This is a genomic window from Citrifermentans bremense R1 (genome assembly GCF_000426865.1).
Classification (GTDB): Bacteria; Desulfobacterota; Desulfuromonadia; order Geobacterales; family Geobacteraceae; genus Geomonas; species Geomonas bremensis.
Window position 1 is genome coordinate 182,163 of sequence record NZ_KE384581.1, and the last position, 17,934, is coordinate 200,096.

The 17,934-nt window shown below is 62.0% G+C and carries 19 protein-coding genes; 11 read left to right on the plus strand and 8 right to left on the minus strand.

Going from position 1 to position 17,934, the window contains the following annotated elements; all coding sequences use genetic code 11:
* Positions 1-41 precede the first annotated feature (41 nt).
* From K419_RS0119745 to thiL, 3 genes are read left to right on the plus strand one after another with little or no spacing between them, the layout of a single operon-like run.
* Complete coding sequence (locus K419_RS0119745) at positions 42-485, plus strand: Hsp20/alpha crystallin family protein (RefSeq protein WP_026843049.1); 444 nt, start codon at positions 42-44, stop codon at positions 483-485.
* Positions 486-495: 10 nt separating this feature from the next.
* Entirely contained in the window at positions 496-2,946 is a 2,451-nt protein-coding gene (gene lon, locus K419_RS0119750) for an endopeptidase La (protein WP_026843050.1), read from the plus strand.
* Positions 2,943-3,917 (plus strand): thiamine-phosphate kinase, encoded by a 975-nt coding sequence (gene thiL / locus K419_RS0119755; protein ID WP_026843051.1) that lies wholly within the window; start codon positions 2,943-2,945, stop codon positions 3,915-3,917. Before lon ends, thiL begins: the two co-directional genes overlap by 4 nt.
* Before the next feature lie 10 nt (positions 3,918-3,927).
* Here the strand turns inward: thiL and K419_RS0119760 are convergent, their stop codons facing one another.
* Both K419_RS0119760 and K419_RS0119765 read right to left on the minus strand, forming a co-directional pair.
* The gene (locus tag K419_RS0119760) at positions 3,928-4,326 is read right to left on the minus strand and encodes a secondary thiamine-phosphate synthase enzyme YjbQ (RefSeq protein WP_026843052.1); all 399 of its coding nucleotides are present in this window, start codon (positions 4,324-4,326) and stop codon (positions 3,928-3,930) included.
* A gap of 37 nt (positions 4,327-4,363) precedes the next feature.
* Positions 4,364-4,858, minus strand: a complete 495-nt coding sequence (locus K419_RS0119765) for a tetratricopeptide repeat protein (protein ID WP_026843053.1) — start codon at positions 4,856-4,858, stop codon at positions 4,364-4,366.
* A 193-nt stretch (positions 4,859-5,051) separates the two neighbouring features.
* Between K419_RS0119765 and folK the strand changes: the two genes are divergently transcribed.
* Genes folK through fsa form a run of 3 tightly spaced genes read left to right on the plus strand, consistent with a single transcriptional unit; the run spans position 5,052 to position 6,453 of the window.
* Positions 5,052-5,540: a 2-amino-4-hydroxy-6-hydroxymethyldihydropteridine diphosphokinase gene (gene folK, locus K419_RS0119770; protein WP_026843054.1), complete on the plus strand. Its 489-nt coding sequence runs from the start codon at positions 5,052-5,054 to the stop codon at positions 5,538-5,540.
* Positions 5,541-5,549: 9 nt separating this feature from the next.
* Positions 5,550-5,786, plus strand: a complete 237-nt coding sequence (locus tag K419_RS0119775) for a YHS domain-containing protein (protein WP_012529044.1) — start codon at positions 5,550-5,552, stop codon at positions 5,784-5,786.
* Positions 5,787-5,808: 22 nt separating this feature from the next.
* On the plus strand, positions 5,809-6,453 hold the full coding sequence (fsa, locus tag K419_RS0119780; protein WP_026843055.1) for a fructose-6-phosphate aldolase: 645 nt from the start codon (positions 5,809-5,811) through the stop codon (positions 6,451-6,453).
* Positions 6,454-6,569: 116 nt separating this feature from the next.
* Here the strand turns inward: fsa and K419_RS0119785 are convergent, their stop codons facing one another.
* Positions 6,570-7,196: a DedA family protein gene (locus tag K419_RS0119785; protein ID WP_026843056.1), complete on the minus strand. Its 627-nt coding sequence runs from the start codon at positions 7,194-7,196 to the stop codon at positions 6,570-6,572.
* Between the two features lie 118 nt (positions 7,197-7,314).
* Here K419_RS0119785 and K419_RS0119790 point away from each other — a divergent pair, with 118 nt between their 5' ends.
* The 5 genes from K419_RS0119790 (at position 7,315) to K419_RS0119810 (ending at position 13,847) form a co-directional block, all read left to right on the plus strand.
* Positions 7,315-8,961 (plus strand): putative manganese-dependent inorganic diphosphatase, encoded by a 1,647-nt coding sequence (locus K419_RS0119790; RefSeq protein ID WP_026843057.1) that lies wholly within the window; start codon positions 7,315-7,317, stop codon positions 8,959-8,961.
* 1 nt (position 8,962) lies between these two features.
* Complete coding sequence (locus K419_RS0119795) at positions 8,963-10,795, plus strand: bifunctional homocysteine S-methyltransferase/methylenetetrahydrofolate reductase (protein WP_026843058.1); 1,833 nt, start codon at positions 8,963-8,965, stop codon at positions 10,793-10,795.
* A gap of 165 nt (positions 10,796-10,960) precedes the next feature.
* Positions 10,961-11,665 carry a nitrite/sulfite reductase domain-containing protein gene (locus tag K419_RS0119800; RefSeq protein ID WP_012529049.1) on the plus strand — a complete coding sequence of 235 codons (705 nt, stop codon included), beginning with the start codon at positions 10,961-10,963 and terminating at the stop codon, positions 11,663-11,665.
* Between the two features lie 47 nt (positions 11,666-11,712).
* Positions 11,713-12,480 carry a tRNA 2-thiocytidine(32) synthetase TtcA gene (ttcA, locus tag K419_RS0119805; RefSeq protein ID WP_012529050.1) on the plus strand — a complete coding sequence of 256 codons (768 nt, stop codon included), beginning with the start codon at positions 11,713-11,715 and terminating at the stop codon, positions 12,478-12,480.
* A 374-nt stretch (positions 12,481-12,854) separates the two neighbouring features.
* Positions 12,855-13,847, plus strand: coding sequence for a 4Fe-4S binding protein (locus K419_RS0119810; protein WP_026843059.1), 993 nt, complete (start codon positions 12,855-12,857; stop codon positions 13,845-13,847).
* A 128-nt stretch (positions 13,848-13,975) separates the two neighbouring features.
* Here the strand turns inward: K419_RS0119810 and K419_RS0119815 are convergent, their stop codons facing one another.
* The 5 genes from K419_RS0119815 to K419_RS0119835 all read right to left on the minus strand — a co-directional run bounded on the left by K419_RS0119815 (position 13,976) and on the right by K419_RS0119835 (position 17,887).
* Positions 13,976-14,395 (minus strand): TraR/DksA family transcriptional regulator, encoded by a 420-nt coding sequence (locus tag K419_RS0119815; RefSeq protein WP_012529052.1) that lies wholly within the window; start codon positions 14,393-14,395, stop codon positions 13,976-13,978.
* Positions 14,396-14,476: 81 nt separating this feature from the next.
* Entirely contained in the window at positions 14,477-15,823 is a 1,347-nt protein-coding gene (rimO, locus tag K419_RS0119820; RefSeq protein ID WP_026843060.1) for a 30S ribosomal protein S12 methylthiotransferase RimO, read from the minus strand.
* A gap of 20 nt (positions 15,824-15,843) precedes the next feature.
* Positions 15,844-16,329, minus strand: a complete 486-nt coding sequence (locus K419_RS0119825; protein ID WP_026843061.1) for a YajQ family cyclic di-GMP-binding protein — start codon at positions 16,327-16,329, stop codon at positions 15,844-15,846.
* A 128-nt stretch (positions 16,330-16,457) separates the two neighbouring features.
* Positions 16,458-17,168, minus strand: coding sequence for a LolA family protein (locus K419_RS0119830; protein WP_026843062.1), 711 nt, complete (start codon positions 17,166-17,168; stop codon positions 16,458-16,460).
* Positions 17,169-17,293: 125 nt separating this feature from the next.
* On the minus strand, positions 17,294-17,887 hold the full coding sequence (locus tag K419_RS0119835) for a chemotaxis protein CheC (protein WP_026843063.1): 594 nt from the start codon (positions 17,885-17,887) through the stop codon (positions 17,294-17,296).
* Positions 17,888-17,934 lie beyond the last annotated feature (47 nt).

Genomic DNA, 17,934 nt, shown 5'->3' on the forward strand with positions numbered 1-17,934 from the left:
CGCCCTGTCACCAGGGGCGTCCGGCTGCCTTGAGGGGCGTAATGGCGGTGATTCCCAAAGAACCGTTGGAGTGGCTGGGGCTGTTCCGCCAGCAGATGGACGAGATCTTTCGTTATCTCTCCACGCTGGAAGGGCGGGAAGGGTTCAGCGAGAAGGAGCACTCCCCCCTGGTGGATATCTACGAGACGGACAGTTCCTTCGTGGTCGAGGCGGAACTTCCCGGCTGCGACGTGCAGGACATCTCCCTGAGTATCTGCTGCTCCACCTTGGTCGTGGAAGGCTCCACCCGCGAGGGTGCCCTTTCCGGCGTCAACTACAGCTGCCTTGAGCGCTCTGCCGGCCGCTTCTGCCGGGCGATCGAACTCCCGCCGGGAGCCGATCTGGAGCGGGTCTCGGCACGCTACCGGCGGGGGCTGCTCACCGTGGTCATCCCGTGGTGCAAAGGGGAAAAGCCGCATATCCGGGAGATTCAGATAGAAGAGTAAGGAGAGGTACATGGAAAACAGGCAGGAGACCGAAGAACTTAACATACCGGATGTTCTGCCGCTGCTCCCGGTGAGGGACGTGGTTGTCTATCCCTACATGATTCTGCCGCTTTTCGTCGGTCGCGAGATCTCCATCAGCGCCGTCGATTACGCCCTTTCCAAGGACCGCATGATCTTCCTGGCGACCCAGAGGGACGTAGGCGACGAGGACCCGGCGCCGGAGGCGATCTATGAAGTAGGGACGGTGGCCATGATCATGCGCATGCTGAAGCTCCCGGACGGGAGGGTGAAGATCCTGGTTCAGGGGCTCACCAAGGCGCGGATCACGGAGTACCTGGCCGAGAAGCCCTTCTATTCCGTGCGCATCGACAGGATCGTGGAGCCGGCGCTGCAGGAGAACACCCTGGAGGCCGAGGCGCTGATCCGCACCGTGAAGGAAGAGCTTGGGAAGATCGTGGCGCTCGGCAAGGCCGTCTCCCCCGAGGTGATGGTCATCGTCGAGAACATGCAGGAGCCCGGCTCCCTCGCCGACCTCGTCGCCAGCAACATCGGGCTCAAGGTCGAGGAGGCGCAGGGGCTACTCGAGGTGATCGATCCCCTGGAGCGCCTGAAGCGGGTAAACGACCTCCTGAACAAGGAGAGCGAGCTCCTGAACATGCAGGCCCGCATCCAGTCCGCCGCCAAGGAGGAGATGGGGAAAAGCCAGCGCGAGTACTACCTGCGCGAGCAGCTGCGCGCCATCCAGCAGGAGCTTGGGGAGACCGACGCGAGGAGCGAGGAGATCGCCGAGCTCAGGAAGTCGATCGAGAGCGCCAAGATGCCCCAGCCGGTGGAGAAGGAGGCCCTGAAGCAGCTGGGGCGCCTGGAGCAGATGCATCCCGACGCCGCCGAGGCTGGGATGCTGCGCACCTTCCTCGACTGGATGGTGGACATTCCCTGGGGCAAATCGACCAAGGACTCCCTGGAGATCAACCGCGCCTCCGAGATCCTCAACGAGGACCACTACTTCCTGGAAAAGGTGAAGGAGCGCATCCTCGAGTTCCTGGCGGTGAGAAAGCTCAAGAAGAAGATGAAAGGGCCCATCCTCTGCTTCGTCGGCCCTCCGGGTGTCGGCAAGACCTCGTTAGGGAAGTCCATCGCCCGCGCCATGGGAAGAAAGTTCGTGCGCATCTCCCTGGGTGGGGTGCGTGACGAGGCCGAGATCCGCGGCCACCGCCGCACCTACGTGGGCGCCCTTCCCGGGCGCATCATCCAGGGGCTCAAGCAGGCCGGTTCCAACAACCCGGTCTTCATGCTGGACGAGCTGGACAAGCTGGGCTCCGATTTCCGCGGCGACCCCTCCTCGGCGCTTCTGGAGGTGCTCGACCCGGAGCAGAACAACAGCTTCTCGGACCATTACATAAACCTCCCCTTCAACCTCTCCAACGTGATGTTCATCGCCACGGCGAACCAGATGGACACCATCCCGGGGCCTTTGCGGGACAGGATGGAAGTCATCAACCTCTCCGGCTACACCGAGGAGGAGAAGCTCGGCATCGCCAAACGCTACCTGGTGCCGCGCCAGGTGAAGGAAAACGGCATCACCGAGGAGATCCTCGCCTTCTCCGACGAGGCGCTTAGGACCGTGATCTCCAAGTACACCCGCGAGGCGGGGCTCAGGAACCTGGAGCGCGAGGTCGGCAGCATCTGCCGCAAGGTGGCCAGGAAGGTCGCGGAAGGAAAGGGCGAGCACTTCGCCATCAGCGCCGGGACCGTGGCCAAGTACCTGGGGCCGCCTAAGTTCCTGCGCGAAGAGGAGATGGAGAAGAACGAGGTAGGGGTGGTCACCGGGCTTGCCTGGACCCCGGTCGGAGGCGAGGTCCTTTTCGTCGAGGCGACCGTGATGAAAGGGAAAGGGGCGCTGACCCTCACCGGGCAGTTGGGGGACGTGATGAAGGAATCGGTGCAGGCCGCACTCTCCTACATCCGCTCGAAAACCGCCGACTTCGACATCCCGGAAGATTTCAACTCCACCACCGACATCCACGTCCACGTCCCGGCTGGAGCCATCCCCAAGGACGGCCCCTCGGCCGGGGTAACCATGGCGACCGCCCTGGTTTCTGCGCTGACGAAGATTCCGGTGAGAAAAGAAGTAGCCATGACCGGCGAGATCACGCTGCGCGGCAAGGTGCTCCCCATCGGAGGGCTCAAGGAGAAGATACTCGCCGCGGCGCGGCTGGGCGTTACCACCGTGGTGATCCCTGTGCAGAACCAGAAGGACCTGGAAGACGTGCCGAAGACCATCCTCAAGAAGCTGAAGATCGTCCCCGCGTCCAACATCGACGAGGTCCTCGCCGTGGCGCTGGAGATCTATCCCCCTCCGGCGGCCTCGAAGCCCAAGCCCTCCAAGACCGAGCCCCCGAAGAGCAAGGTTGCCCGGCGGGTCACCGTTCCCCCCACCGGGGTGAGGGGTAAGGCTTGAGACTGGCGGAACTGGGCGAATTCGGCCTGATCGACCGCATCAAGAAAAACGTCGCCGCGTCCCCCTCGGTGCTTCTGGGCATCGGGGATGACGCGGCGGCTCTCGTTCCTGCCCCGGAATGCGTCACCCTGATCACCTGCGACATGCTCCTCGAAGCTGTCCACTTCGACCTCTCCTTTTGCGACCCGGAAAGCCTCGGCAGAAAATCCCTTTCGGTGAATCTCTCGGACCTCGCGTCCATGGGGGCACACCCGCGCCAGTTCCTGCTCGGCATCGCCCTCGGGAAGGAAGTTCCGATCGAGTTCATGGACCGCTTCATGGCGGGGGTACTGGAGCAGGCCGAGCGCTTCGGCGCCACCCTGGTAGGGGGCGACACCTGCGCCTCCAAGGGGGGGATCGCCATCTCCATCACGGCCTTGGGCGAGCAGCGCCCGGAGCTGGTGCTGAAGCGAAGCGGCGCGCGTCCGGGGGACCTTATCTGCCTCTCCGGGACGGTGGGCGACGCAGCGGCGGGGCTTGAGGCGCTGCGGCAAGGGGTGCGTGAGGGTTTCCTGGTGTCGCGCCAGCTCGACCCGACCCCCAGGGTTGCCGCCGGGGTGGCGCTCGCCGAAGGCGGGCTCGCCACTGCGATGATCGACGTAAGCGACGGCGTTTTGGGGGATTTGGGGCACATTCGAGAGATGTCCGGGGTGGGAGCCAGGCTGGAACTCGCCAAGCTGCCGCTTTCGGATGAGTACCGGGCCGCCTGCGGCGACGACCCCTATGCGCTGGCGCTTTCGGGAGGGGAGGACTACGAGCTTTTGTTCTGCATCGATCCGGTAAAGCGGGGGGAGGTGGAGGCGCTTTTCGCCAAGCTGGAGCTGAAGTTCTCGGTGATCGGCGAGATCACCGCCGCACCGGAGGTGAAGCTCGTCGCCCCGGACGGCGGCGTCTACGCCCCGGGGCACGGCGGCTTCGATCATTTCGGGTAAGGCGGGGAGGCTACTCGCCGCAGATCTTCACTGCTACGCGGCGCTCCCTGGGGCCGTCGAACTCGCAGAAGTAAAGCGCCTGCCAGGTCCCCAAAAGAAGCTTCCCCCGGTCCAACAGGAGCCGCTCCGAGCACCCGATCATGCTCGCCTTCACGTGCGCCGCGGAGTTTCCTTCGGCGTGGGTGAAGTAGTGCGCGTCCGGCACCAGGCGGTCCAGGCAGTTGCTGATGTCGCGCTTGACCGCCGGGTCGGCCCCTTCGTTGACGGTGACGGCTGCCGTCGTGTGCAAGACGAAGATCTCACAGCATCCGCTGCCGATGCTGGAAGCGGCGATGAGATCCTGCACCTGAGCGGTGATGTCGATCAACTCGGTCTTCTCCCTGCTCTTCAGCGTCAGGTAATGTATCATCCTCACCCTCCCTGGCCCCCAGTCCCCAGTCCCTAGCTTAGCGGTCCTTCTTGAAAAAGTTGTTCCTCATCTTGCCGAGATACTTGTTGAGCGGGTTGGTGCGGGCCAGGAAGGGGAGCACCGGCTTCTCCCTTTGCCCCATGGCCTGCAGGATCCTGGTGATGCCGGCGTGGCGCCCGACCCTGAGCCCGAGGTTGAAGATGCGCACCGCCTCCTTCTTCCGCCCGGAGATCAGGTAGATGGTTCCCAGCCGCAGGAAGTGGTTCGGGTTCCTGGGCTCGCTCCTGATCGCCTCCTGGCACAGGGCCACTCCCGCCTTGTCGTTGCCGGTGTAGTGCGTGAGCGCCAGTGCGAATTGCGAAAGGTGCTCGGGCGAGCGCTTTTGGTCCAGCGCTGCCCGCAGGAGCCTGAACGCCACGGCGAAGTTCCTTGCCTGGAGCGCCTCTGCTCCCTGCCGGTACAACTCCTCGGCATCGGTCTCGCCGACCTTCCCGCCGGTACCCGTCTGCTGGTAATTTTCGGATCTGCTCATGTCCCTGCCCCCGGTTTCCGATGCCCCCCGCAGCCGGCAAGGCAACACGCCCCGCTACGTTAGGATTGTAAACTATAGCATTTAATCTTGGTAAAAACAGCACTGGCGCGGGGTCGCGCCGGGCCCGGCGCGCTTTTAGCTCATGAGCAGCCGGGGTTGAAAAAAATAAGGAATTGTGCTCTAATCCCACGCTGTGGAAGAGCGCGCTTACATAGGGTTGGGGAGCAACCTCGGCGACCGCGAGCTGAAGCTACTGATGGCCGTTGCCGAGTTGGGGAAGCTTCCCGGCACGCGGGTCACCGGCGTGTCCCAGTTCTACGAGACCGAGCCCGTGGGGGGCGTTCCCCAGGACAACTTCTACAACGCCGTGGCGCGCATTGACACGACACTCTCCCCATTCCTGCTCCTGGACGAGCTGAAGCGGGTGGAGACCGAACTCTTCCAGCGCAAGCCTTCAGAGCGCTGGGGCGCCCGCAGCATGGACCTGGACATCCTCCTCTACGGGGAGCTGGTGCTCGAATCCGACCGGCTCACTATCCCGCACCCGCGCCTGGCGGAGCGGCGTTTCGCGCTGCAGCCGCTGGCCGATCTCGCCCCCGACCTGGTGCATCCCGTCCTCGGCAAAACCGTCGCGCAGCTCTTGGCTGCACTTACCGCCACCGAGAAGGTGGTCAAGCTTTAGGGGGAAGGCGTGAAGATACTGATCTGGGTACTCCTTGGGTACCTCGCCTACCGGATGCTCAAGGGGAAATCCGAGGCGAAGATCGCCAAAAAGGAACCGGCCGCGGCGGAGACCTTCCAGGATCCCGTCTGCGGTGTGTATATATCGGAGGCCGACGCGGTGGTCGGCAACCTGGCAGGAAGACGCTATCACTTCTGCTCCATGGACTGCCTCAGGCGGTTCGAGCAGATTCAGCAGCAGAGGTAACAACAAACCAAGCGGAGGAAAGATGAAGTTTTTTATCGACACAGCGGACGTTAAGGAAATTCGGGAGGCAAACGAGCTCGGGCTGGTGGACGGTGTGACCACCAATCCGTCCCTGATCGCCAAAAGCGGCCGGCGCTTCGAAGAAGTCATCAAGGAAATCACCGGGATCGTGGACGGCCCCATCTCGGCGGAAGTGATCTCGCTCGAGCACGACGGCATGATCGCCGAGGCTACCGAGCTGGCGAAGATCCACCCGAACATCGTCATCAAGCTCCCGATGACCCCGGAAGGTCTCAAAGCCACGAAGACCCTCTACAAGCGCGGGGTGAAGACCAACGTGACGCTGATCTTCACCCCGATGCAGGCACTTCTGGCCGCCAAAGCCGGCGCCACCTACGTCTCCCCGTTCGTGGGGAGGCTGGACGACATCTCCCAGAACGGCATGGGGATCATCCAGGAAATCAGGACCATATTCGACAACTACGGCATGGACGCCGAGATCATCGTGGCCAGCATCAGGAACCCGATCCACGTGCTCGACTCCGCGCTGATCGGCGCCGACGTCTGCACCATCCCGTACTCCGTGATGCTGCAGCTCGCCAAGCACCCGCTGACCGACGCCGGGATCAAGAAGTTCCTCGAAGACTGGGAGAAGGTTCCCAAGTAGTCGCAACCGAAAAAAGGGGACAGGCTACTTTTTGAAAACAAAAAGTAGCCTGTCCCCCTTTTACAGAAATGATGCCAATGGGGGCGGGTCCTGGACCCGCCCTTGTTTTACCCGGGCTACTTGGGGTGGGCTTCGCCGGCGCCGCAGCTGCCGTTTCTGCGCTGCCGCCAGACGTAGACGGCGATGAGGAGTGCGCTCACAACCACCACGCCGAGAACGGCCTGGTGCGAGTACTTCATGATCAGCTCCTGGTTGCTGCCGATGACGTAGCCGATAACGGTGAGGACGGTGCACCAGATGCCGGCGCCAAGCAGGGTGTAGAGGGAGAACCTCAGGTGGTTCATCCCGGAGAGCCCCGCGGGGAGCGAGATGAGGTGCCTGACCACCGGCAGAAGCCTCCCGATGAAGGTCGAGATCTCGCCGTGCTTCAGGAAGAATTTCTCCACCTTGGCGAACTTCTCCTCGGTGATGAAGACGTACTTGCCGTACTTGAGCACCAGGGGGCGCCCCAGGTAATGCGCGGCGTAATAGTTCGCGTAGGCGCCGACCAGGCTACCGGCGGTGCCGCAGAGTATCGCCACGAACATGTTCATCTGTCCCTGTTGGGCCAGGTACCCTGCCGGGGGCATCACCAGCTCGCTGGGGATGGGGATGATGGAACTTTCCATCGCCATCAGGAGGAATATGCCGGGGTACCCCAGCGTCCCGATGGTCTGTAACAGCCAATCCACTACTGCATGCATTTCTCGCTCTCCTTTTCGCTTTCTGCGCGGCGCCATTCTATTACAGATCGCGGCAAAAAGACGACTAAATTAATCAGTTCTTCCGAAGCCGCCGGACTTTTTATCATCCAAGGGGACCATGGAAAAAGAAATCTACGTAATCGGACACAAAAATCCCGACACCGACTCGGTCGCCTCGGCCATAGCCTATGCCCGCTTGAAACGGGAGCTGGGCGAGGAGAGGGTAACCGCAGCCATGGCCGGCGGTCTCAACCCGCAGACCACCTGGCTTCTTTCCCGGCTTGGGATCAAGGCGCCGCTTTATCTGGCCGACGTGCATCCCAAGGTGCGCGACGTGATCCAGCGCACCCCGGTCACGGTGCAGGAGACGGCGCCGCTTCTGACTGCCCTGGAGCTCTTCCACCACCACGGCATCAGGATTCTGCCGGTCCTGGACCAGCGGGGGGCGCCGACCGGGGTGATACCGCTTTTAAAGATCGCGGAGAGATCTCTTGCGACCGGACCGGCCTCGCTGCGGCTCGTCACCGCCTCGCTCGATTCGCTTGCCGCCTGCCTCGAAGCGAGCTTTCTCGCCGGCTGCGGCGAAGCGGCGGTGGAGACGCTGCACCTTTTCGTGGGGGCCATGGCGGAGGAGTCCTTCAACGCCAAGATAGCAGGGTTCGACCCGGTGAACCTCGTGGTCGTGACCGGCGACAGGCGCTCGATCCAGCTCTCGGCGATTGAGCGGGGAGTGCGCCTTCTGGTGGTAACCGGCGGGCTCGCCGTGGACGATGAGGTGCTGCGCCTGGCCTCGGAAAACGGGGTGGCGCTTTTGTCCACGCCGCTGGACACCGCGGCGACCGTGTCGCGGGCAAGGCTCGCGACCCCGGCCGGACACCTCGCCGAGCCCGGCTTCGAGAGCGTCACCGTGGGGGCGCCGCTCGGGCGCCTCAGGGAGAAGCTCCTGCACTCGGGGGGGACCGCCGTGCTGGTCCTCGAGGAGGACGGAACCCTCGCCGGCGTCGCCACCAAGTCGTCGCTCTTCGCGCCGCTTCCTTACGCGCTGATACTGGTGGACCACAACGAGCTCTCGCAGTCGGTGCCGGGGGCGGAGGACCTGGAGATCCTGGAGGTTGTCGACCACCACAAGCTTGGGAACCCTCCCACCAGCAACCCCATCCCCTTCATCACGGCCCCGGTGGGAAGCACCTGCACCATCGTCGCCTCGCTCTACGAGGAGCACCGGGTGACGCCCGCAGCCGACGTGGCGGCGCTCTTATTGGCGGGGATACTCTCCGATACCGTCATCCTCAAGTCCCCGACCACCACCGGCAAGGACCGCGACACAGTTTCGAGGTTAGCCGCGCTGGCGGGGCTCGACTGGCAGGCCTTCGGCGCCGAGATCTTCGCCGCCTCGGGGGCGCTCTCCGGCTACGGGAGCCCCGACCGCGTGGTCGGCTCCGACTTCAAGCTCTTCAACCAGGGGGAGATCCGCTTCGGCGTGGGGCAGGTCGAGGTGTTCGGCTTCGCCGAGTTCGAGGAGATGAAGGCGGATCTCAGGGGGGCACTCGCCTCGCTGCGCGAGAAGGAGGGGCTGGAAGTTGCGGGGCTCATGGTCACCGACATCTCCAGCGAGAGCACCATGTTCCTCATGGAGGGGGGGCAGGGTTACAGCCGCTTCATGGGGTACCCCCAGCCCGAGCCGCAAGTCTTCGAGATGAAAGGGGTCATGTCGCGCAAGAAACAGCTGGTGCCGCACCTGATCAAGGTGCTGGGAGGACGCTAACATGGGCGGATCTTTTCTGGAGCGGGTGGCGCATGAGGTGCTGATCGGCGACGGCGCCATCGGGACCATGCTCTACGCCAAGGGTGTGGCGCTCGACGCCAACTTCGAGCACCTGAACCTGGTGCGGCCGCAGCTGGTGCTCGACCTGCACGCCGAGTACCTGGCGGCGGGAGCGCAGGTGATCGAGACCAACACCTTCGGCGCCAACTACGCCAAGCTCTCCGCCATCGGCATCGGCGGCAAAGTGGCCGACATCAACCGCCAGGGGGCGATCCTCGCCCGCCGCGCCGCTAAGGGGCGCGACGTCCTCGTCGCCGGCTCCATGGGACCCATGGGGCGCGGCAAGCAGGAGCTGAGCGACGACCAGGTGCGCGACTCCTTCCGCCTCCAGGCCGCGGCGCTTGCCGAGGGCGGGGTGGATCTCCTCATCCTGGAGACCTTCTCCGAACTGGACGAGCTGGAAACGGCGCTCGCAGCCGCCCGCGAAACCAGGCTTCCCCTGGTGGCGAACCTTGCCTTCGGGGAAGGGTCGAGGCTTGCAGGCGGCATCGAGGCCGAGGACGCGGCGCTGAGACTTACCAAGGCCGGCGCGAGCCTTGTGGGCGCCAACTGCGGCGCCGGCCCCCTGGAGCTCCTCGCCACCCTGAAGCGGATCGCCGCGGTCACGGACCTTCCCCTGGCCGCCTACCCCAACTCCGGATTCCCCGAGTACGTCGACGGCCGCTACATCTACCGGACCACCCCGGACTACTTCGCCGCCCGGGCCGAGGAAATGGTCGCGGCAGGCGCCGTCTTGGTGGGAGGGTGCTGCGGCACCACCCCTGAACACATCCGGGTCATGGCACAGCGCCTTAAGGGAGCGCGCCCCGCAGCGCGGGTCGCCGTCGGCGCCGTGAGCCGCACCCCCGCCGAGGAAAAGGCCAAGACTGCAGCCTCCGGTTTTCTCGACCGCTGGGGGAAGGAGATGGTGGTCACCGTCGAGCTTGACCCGCCGAAGGGGCTCGACTGCAGCAGGATAGTGGCAGGGAGCCGGGCCCTCAAAGAGGCCGGCGCCGACGCCATTAACCTCGCCGAAAACCCGCTCGCGCGCGTGCGCATGGGGAACCTGGCGCTCGCATCCCTGATCCGGCGCGAGGTCGGGATCGAGGTCATCGCCCATATCACCTGCCGCGACCGGAACTTGATCGGGCTTCAAAGCGACCTGATGGGGGCGAGCCTTCTGGGAGTGAGCTCCATCCTCGCCGTAACCGGCGACCCGGCGAGCCTCGGCGAGGAGGCCGGCGCCTCCTCCGTCTTCGACCTCAACTCCTTCACGCTGATCAAGCTCTTGAGCGACCTTAACCGCGGCGTCAACGCGTTGGGAAACCCCATCGGCGCCGGCACCGGATTCACCATCGGCGCCGCCTTCAACCCCAACACCCAGAAGATGGAGGTGCAGGTGGCGCGGCTCGCGAAGAAGGTGGCCAACGGCGCCTGCTTCGCCCAGACCCAGCCCATCTACGACCTGGAGCGGTTCGAGCAGATGATGGAGCAGACAGCGCACCTTGGGATACCTGTCCTACCCGGCGTGCTCCCCTTGGTGAGCGGCCGCAACGCCGAGTTCCTGCACAACGAAGTCCCCGGCATCACCATCCCCGACGGCATAAGGGCTCGGATGGCGGGGAAGACGGGGGAGGAAGGGGTGCGCGAGGGGCTCGCCATCGCCCGCGAATTCATCGAGGCGGCGCTGGGTAAGGTGGGCGGATTCTACCTGATACCCCCCTTCGGTAAGTACGAGATCGCCGTAGAGCTGGTGAGGTTCATAAAATCCAAGGCGGAACACAGAGGTCACTGAGGTTCACTGAGGTCACAGAGGAAGGCGAAAAACGTTTGGTTTAACCCAAAAAAGCCTTTGCTTTTGGATTTTCCTCTGTGTACCTCTGTGTCCTCTGTGGTGAGTGCCTCTAAAGTTAGCCGTATTTGACATGCATCAATTTATTACCGGACAAAGGAGCAGATGATGACTGAAGCTATGACCAAGAAAGATATCCCCACTAAAGGCGCGATCCTCCAGCGCGACCGCGAAACCTACGCCATCGCGCCGCACATCCCGGGCGGCTTCACCGACACGGCGACGCTCAGGAAGATCTGCGACGTGGCGGACAAGTACAACCTGGCTCTCAAAATCACCTCGGCGCAGCGTATCGCCATGATCGGCGCCAAGGAAGAGGAGCTGGACGCCATCTGGAGCGACCTGGCGCAGAACCCCGGCGCGGCCATCGGCCTTTGCGTCAGGAGCGTCAAGGTCTGCCCGGGCACCCAGCACTGCAAGAGGGCGGTACTCGATTCCGCCTCGCTCGGCCTCAAGCTGGACCGGATCTACCACGCCATGGAACTTCCCAACAAGATGAAGATGGGGGTCTCGGGCTGCCTCCTCTCCTGCTCGGAGTCGGGCGTGAAGGACATCGGGATCGTCGGTCACAACAAGGGCTGGCGCATCTTCGTAGGCGGCAACGCCGGCCCCAGGCCGCGCCTGGGCGAGATGCTGGTGGACAACGTGCAGAGCGAGGAAGAGGTGCTGGAGATCGTCGCCAAGGTGGTCGATTTTTACAAGAACGATCCGCAGCAGGGGCGCATCGGCAAGCTGGTGGAGGAGATGGGGATCGAGGCTTTCCGTGCCAAGGTCCTGGGAACCGCTGCCGCAGCGGCAGGGAGCGCCAAGTAATATGAACGCAAGTACGCAGGATCAGGCGCTCTCCGCGGGAGGTTGCCGTGGCGCTTATTGAGGACGCCGCCTTCACCCGCATCAAGAACCGGGTGGGGAAGGCCATAGCGGAGTTCGACCTGATCTCTGAGGGGGACCGGGTCGCGGTGGCGGTATCGGGGGGGAAGGATTCCTACACCATGCTGCACATGCTGGAGACCCTGAGAAGGCGCGCGCCGGTACGCTACGAGCTGGTGGCGATCAACATCGACTCCGGCTACCGCGGCTACCGCGCCGACATCATCGAGGAGCACCTGCGCGAGCACGGCTTCACCTATCACATGGAGAAGACCGACCACTACGACATCATCTCCGAGAAGCGGCGCCCCAACTCTTCGTACTGCTCCATCTGCGCGAGGCTCAAGCGGGGAACGCTCTACACCCTGGCCCAGCAGTACGGCTGCAACAAGCTCGCGCTCGGGCACCACATGGACGACTTCATCGAGACCCTGCTCCTGAACCAGTTCTTCGTAGGCTCCCTGAAGGCGATGGCCCCGAGCATGCTCGCCGACAACGGCGTCACCACCGTGATCAGGCCTTTGGTTTACGTGCCGGAGAAGGAGATAATCCCGTTCTCGCGCAACAACCGCTTCCCCGTGGTCTGCTGCTGTTGCCCGGTCTGCGGCACCGCCGACCTGCAGCGAAAGAAGATGAAAGAGTTGCTGGAGACCTTGGAGCGGGACAACCCCCTGGTGAAGAAGAGCCTTTTGACCGCGCTCTCCAACGTGCATCCGCGCCACTTGCTGGACAAGGGGTTGACCAGGAAGCCTTCCTGACGCAGGTCGGCGACGATGTCCTTCACCGTCAGGTAGCCGCAGTAGATAACTATGGGAACTGCTCCTATGACCATCGGTTCCATGTTTGCCACCTCCATCCTTTGATGATGCAACCATATCAGGGGGCAGTGACAAAATAAGTCGCAAATGTCGAACCGGGGTAAGGGGCCTCCCTCATCCGCCCCTCCGGGGCACCTTCTCCCCGAGGGAGAAGGGATAGTCCCCGTTCAGGCTTGGGTAAGGGAAGGCTTATTATTCACACTATGTCCTCTCTCGTAAGCCCCTTTCCCTCTGGGAGAGGGCAGGGTGAGGGCGGCGTCATATCATAGTTAACGCCGGACAGCCGGCTCTATATCGGTAGTGAAGGTGAAAAAATGGCTGAAAAAAAAGTACAACAGGTAAGAATCGCGGTTCAGTGGGGCTTTCTTCTTTTCTCCCTCTACCTTGGGGTGACCTTCTACCGCTTCGTGCTGCACTTTCGCTCCGGCGGCGCGACCCCCTTCGTGGAGCGCCCGGACGGGGTCGAGGCCTTCCTCCCCATCTCCGGCCTGGTCAGCCTCAAGGGGTGGCTCACCTCGGGTTCCATCAACCCGGTCCATCCCGCGGCGCTGGTGGTCCTTCTGGCCGTCATCGCCGTATCGGTCCTTTTAAAGCGTTCCTTCTGTTCCTGGATCTGCCCGGTTTCAACTATCACCGAGCTCTGCTGGAAGGCGGGGCACAAGGTCTTCGGGCGCAACTTCCGCGTCTGGCTCTGGCTGGACTGGCTCCTGCGCCCCATCAAGTACCTGCTGGTCCTCTTCTTTCTCTTCTCGATCCTGGTGTTGATGTCGCCTGACAGCGTCGCCTCCTTCATCCTTTCCGACTACAACAAGACGGCCGACGTGAAGATGCTCGACTTCTTCCTGAACCTGTCGGGGCTGCCGCTGGCCTTCATCTCCGGTTTCCTGCTGTTGTCCTTCTTTTTCCGCAACCCGTTCTGCCGCTTTTTCTGTCCGTACGGCGCGCTCTTGGCCGTGCTCTCCCGCCTCGCCCCGGCCAAGGTGGAAAGGATGCAGAGCGCCTGCATCTCGTGCGGCAGCTGCAACAAGGCCTGCCCGTCCCATCTCGATGTCATGAACGCTGAGCGGGTCTGCTCCGAGGAATGCATCGGCTGCCTGCGTTGCGTGAGTTCCTGCCCTAAACCCGAGGCGCTGCAGGTGCGTCTCAAGGGAGGGAAGGTGGTTCCCGGCATGGTGTTCGCGGCCCTCGTGGTAGTTATCTTCGTGGGGGGGACCCTGGTAGGGAGGGTGGCCGGGCACTGGCACAGCGAGATACCCAAAGCTGAGTATCAGAGGCTGATCAACGCCCCCCCCGCAGAGCATCCTTAATCGCAGCAAAACGAAAGAGGGGACGGTATCGCTACCGTCCCCTCTTCTTTATTCAACCTTTAAAGCCTTTCCTCAGATTCTCCTCTGTGAACCTCTGTGTCCTCTGTGGTGAAAGCCTTTAGTCCTTATTACCCTTCCTCTTCCTCGCCCAGTGCGATCTCGCGGTAGGCGCGGTCCTCTTCGAAGCGTTTGGTCTGTGCCTGCTGCTTCTCGAGGTCTGCCTTGCACTTGACGCAGTGCCGTGCAAAGGGAACGATCTTCAGCCTCCCGATGGGAATTTCCTCCTCGCACTCTTCGCAGATGCCGTACTCTCCTTCTTCGAGCCGCAGCAGCGCTTCGTCGATATGGCGCAGCTTTTCACGCTCCCGGTCCCCCAGCAAAAGGCCGAGTTCACGGTCGCGCTCGCTGGAAGCCTGATCGTAGATATCCCCGCTTGGTTCGTTAACGGGAACGTCTGAACCAGACTTCACAGTCTTGTTGATCTCTTTAAGCGTCTCCTCTTTCATTTTGAGGAGCATCGCTTTCATTTCTTCCGGTTTTTCTGTCATGTAAAAATACACTCCGTACTGTTGGTGTCCCTCAAAGCGACGCAATAATACAGCAATAGGGGTTCATGTCAAGTAGAAAGCCTAGTCTACGATTTCACCTATCAGGTCGTAATCAGAGGAATCAGTAATCTTCAATCTCACTATGTCACCGACGTTGGCATTACCTGCAGTGATATACACCAGACCATCGACATCAGGTGCTTGCCGTGAGGAACGACCTTTGAGCAAGAGCTCAGTTTCTTCGCTGTAACCTTCAACTAATACGTCCTCTTCACTGTCAACCAAGGTCCTGTTGTGCTTGAAGGAAACGCGCGCCTGGGTCCGCATCAGCTTCTTGTGGCGCTCCCTCTTGATCCGCTCGGACACCTGGTCCGGCATCTCCGCCGCAGGGGTACCTTCCTCCCTGGAGTAGCAGAAGACCCCGAGGCGATCGAAGCGGGTCTGCTCCACGAACTGCAGGAGCTTCTTGAAGTCGTCGGTGGTCTCGCCCGGGAAGCCGACGATGAGCGAGGTCCTGATGGCGATGTCCGGTATCTCGCGGCGCAGCTTGGTGATCAGGGTCCTGATCTCGGCCTCGCCGCTTCTGCGCTTCATGTTGGAGAGCACCGGGTCGCTGATGTGCTGGATGGGGAGGTCGAGGTACTTGCAGACCTTGGGCTCGTCCTTGATAAGCTGGATCAGCGAGTCGGTCACCCCGTCGGGATAGGCGTACAAAAGCCTGATCCACTTGAGCTTCTCCATCTTGGCGAGTTCCTTGATCAGAAGCTCCAGGCTCGGTTTTCCCTCCAGGTCGCGGCCGTAGGCGGTGATGTCCTGGGCGATCAGGTTCAGCTCCTTGACCCCTCCCTCGACCAGCGCCTTCGCCTCGGCCAGAAGCGTCGCCAGCGGGCGCGAGCGGTGGCCGCCGCGCAGAGACGGGATGACGCAGTAGGAGCAGTTGTTGGAGCATCCCTCGGCTATCTTCAGATAGGCCGTGTAGTGCGGCGACGACTGAAGCCGCGGGACCTCGTCGTTGTAGACGAAGTTGGGGTCCCCGGTGTAGCAGAGCTGCTCCTCGGTCTGCTTCTTCTCGGCGATGATCTCCGCGATGCGCGGGTAGTCGCCGGTGCCGATGAAGATGTCCACCTCAGGGAGCTCCTTGGCGAGTTCCTGCTGGTAGCGCTGGGGGAGGCAGCCGGTGACGATGAGCAGCTTGCAGCGTGCGTCGTGCTTCCTGTCGGCCAGGTCCAGGATGGTGTCGATGCTCTCCTGTTTCGCCTCTTTGATGAAGGAGCAGGTGTTGACCACGATGATGTCCGCCTGGGTCTCGTCGGTGGTCACCTCGTACTCGTCCTGCGACAGGTAGCCGAGCATCACCTCGGCGTCCACCAGGTTCTTCGGGCAGCCCAGGCTCACCAGGCTCACTTTTTCCTTAGTCTTCTCGCTCAAAAAAAACCTCTCTTGCTTTTCTAGCTTCTGAAGTTCACGAACTGCATGTCGATGTCGAGGTCCTTCCCTTTAAGCACCCGGATCACCTCCTGCAGGTCGTCTATGTTCTTTCCGGTGACACGGAGCTGGTCGTCCTGGATCTGGCTTTGCACCTTGAGCTTGGTCTCCTTGATGACCTGGCCGATCTCCTTCGCCTTCTCCTTGGAGATCCCCACCTGCAGGGTGATGATCTGGCGCACCATGGAGCCGGAGGCCTGCTCCGCCTTGCCGTACTGCAGCGACTTGGGGGAGATGTTGCGTTTGATGAACTTGGATTGCAGTATGTCGATGACCGCCTTCAGTTTGAAGTCGTCGTCGGCCAGCACCTTGATGCTTTCCTTCTCCAGGGTCACTTCGCACTTCGACCCCTTGAAGTCATAGCGCTGTGCGATTTCCTTCACAGTCTGGTTGATGGCGTTGTCGACCTCCTGCATGTCGACCTTGGATACGATGTCGAACGATGGCATAGAACCCCCTAGAATCAGATAGAGATAAAGATAAAGATAAAGATAAAGTTAGAATCAATCTGGTTTTGCGTTATCTGCTTTTAGGCCTTTCCTCATCTTTATCTCTATCTCTATCTGTTTTTTAATCTTTATCTGTTTTTTACGATTTCAACCCCCGCGGGGACCTTGAAGCTGAACTTGCTGTCGGAGATGCCGCGGTTGGTCTTGACGCCGCTGAAATCCATCCTGGTGCTGTTTCCCGCCTGGTCGACTACGGTGGAGGAGACGACGGGGAACGGAGTCCCGGGGCGCCCCTTGGCGAGATAGGTTTCCACCGCCTTGCCGTCGATGACCAGGATGAGCTTCGCCATGGCCGGGCTTTTCCTGTTGGGGATCAGCTCCAGCTGGTAGTTCCCGTTTTTGTCGCGCTGCTGGTCGGCAAAGCTGATCTTGAAGTCCCTCGACACCTGCCCCAGCCCGGCGAGATAGTTCATGGCGATGCCGTTGCCAGCCTCGAAAAGATGGGCCAGGTCCATGATCATCACCTGTTTCTGGTCCGGGATGTAATACCAGACGGTCTTGCCGTTGGAGACGATCTGCTGCTTGGGCTTGGTGTAGTTGAAGCGGAACATGGAGTCTTTGCCGCCCCCCTTCTTGATCAGGAGCTCGCCCCCACCCTTCTCCTCGCGACGCATCGCCCTGATGAGGCTGCGCTGGCTGAAATCGGCCTGCAGGTCGTTGAGGCCAGCGTAACCCTGCTCCAGGGTCCGGACCACCTGCGAAAGTTCGGCTGCAAACGACATTGTTGCGGAAAGCGCAACCAGCGCCATGACTAGCATCGAAACTCTGATCAATTTCATGTCGACCTCTGAAAGTAGTGAAGGTCTCGGGCAAGGGCTCGGGACCTTTCTGTGTGTTGCAGTGGCAGCGATTTGACCGGGCATTCTGACACACAACCCGATGGCGCGCAACCATTTCATTGTGTTTACAGCGCCGCCAGCATCGCCTCCAGCGAGGAGGCGGCCGGTACCAGGAAGATGCTCCCGCCGCAGCAGGCGTCGTCGACGGAGAACATGGCGTCGATCATGACGATGCTCTCGCTTTCGCCTCCCTGCTCCTGGATCCGCGCGAATAGTTCGTCGCTTCCGCTCACCAGGGTCGGGACCGAGGGGAGCAGCGTCATCTTGAGCGTGTTACCCAGGGCGTTCAGGCAGGCAGATGCGAGGATGTTGCCGACCTCCATCAGGGTTGCACGCTCCAGCTCGGAGAGCGGTGCTTCGGGATTTGGTGCCTTCCCCAGTAACAGTTCCACGACGCGCAGCGCGTTCTGCTGGGGGAGGAGGATCAGGATGCTACCCCGGACGTTGCCGAGGATCTGCAGCTGCAGCGCTGTCGCCTCCTGCTCCTGCTCGATCAGTTCGGCCAGCTTCTCGCTGTCGACGAACGTCAGGCGGGGGACCTCTATGGACACCCCTTTTCCCATCAACTGCGACAGGGCGGTCGCGGCATGTTCCATCCCGAGTTTGCACACCTCGGTCAGTGCGGCCAGATCGGCCTGTTGCAGGACGGGATTGGGCATGTAGGCCTCCGTTAGACGTTGCCCTGGCCGAGGCCGGGTAACTGTTT

Bases quoted from the DNA above. Each gene is read 5' to 3' on its own strand.
- K419_RS0119800 (WP_012529049.1), top strand. From the start codon at position 10,961: ATGACTGAAGCTATGACCAAGAAAGATATCCCCACTAAAGGCGCGATC.
- K419_RS0119785 (WP_026843056.1), bottom strand. From the start codon at position 7,196: ATGCATGCAGTAGTGGATTGGCTGTTACAGACCATCGGGACGCTGGGG.
- K419_RS0119825 (WP_026843061.1), bottom strand. From the start codon at position 16,329: ATGCCATCGTTCGACATCGTATCCAAGGTCGACATGCAGGAGGTCGAC.
- K419_RS0119760 (WP_026843052.1), bottom strand. From the start codon at position 4,326: ATGATACATTACCTGACGCTGAAGAGCAGGGAGAAGACCGAGTTGATC.
- K419_RS0119790 (WP_026843057.1), top strand. From the start codon at position 7,315: ATGGAAAAAGAAATCTACGTAATCGGACACAAAAATCCCGACACCGAC.
- lon (WP_026843050.1), top strand. From the start codon at position 496: ATGGAAAACAGGCAGGAGACCGAAGAACTTAACATACCGGATGTTCTG.
- K419_RS0119810 (WP_026843059.1), top strand. From the start codon at position 12,855: ATGGCTGAAAAAAAAGTACAACAGGTAAGAATCGCGGTTCAGTGGGGC.
- fsa (WP_026843055.1), top strand. From the start codon at position 5,809: ATGAAGTTTTTTATCGACACAGCGGACGTTAAGGAAATTCGGGAGGCA.
- K419_RS0119765 (WP_026843053.1), bottom strand. From the start codon at position 4,858: ATGAGCAGATCCGAAAATTACCAGCAGACGGGTACCGGCGGGAAGGTC.
- K419_RS0119795 (WP_026843058.1), top strand. From the start codon at position 8,963: ATGGGCGGATCTTTTCTGGAGCGGGTGGCGCATGAGGTGCTGATCGGC.
- K419_RS0119835 (WP_026843063.1), bottom strand. From the start codon at position 17,887: ATGCCCAATCCCGTCCTGCAACAGGCCGATCTGGCCGCACTGACCGAG.
- K419_RS0119745 (WP_026843049.1), top strand. From the start codon at position 42: ATGGCGGTGATTCCCAAAGAACCGTTGGAGTGGCTGGGGCTGTTCCGC.
- K419_RS0119830 (WP_026843062.1), bottom strand. From the start codon at position 17,168: ATGAAATTGATCAGAGTTTCGATGCTAGTCATGGCGCTGGTTGCGCTT.
- K419_RS0119815 (WP_012529052.1), bottom strand. From the start codon at position 14,395: ATGACAGAAAAACCGGAAGAAATGAAAGCGATGCTCCTCAAAATGAAA.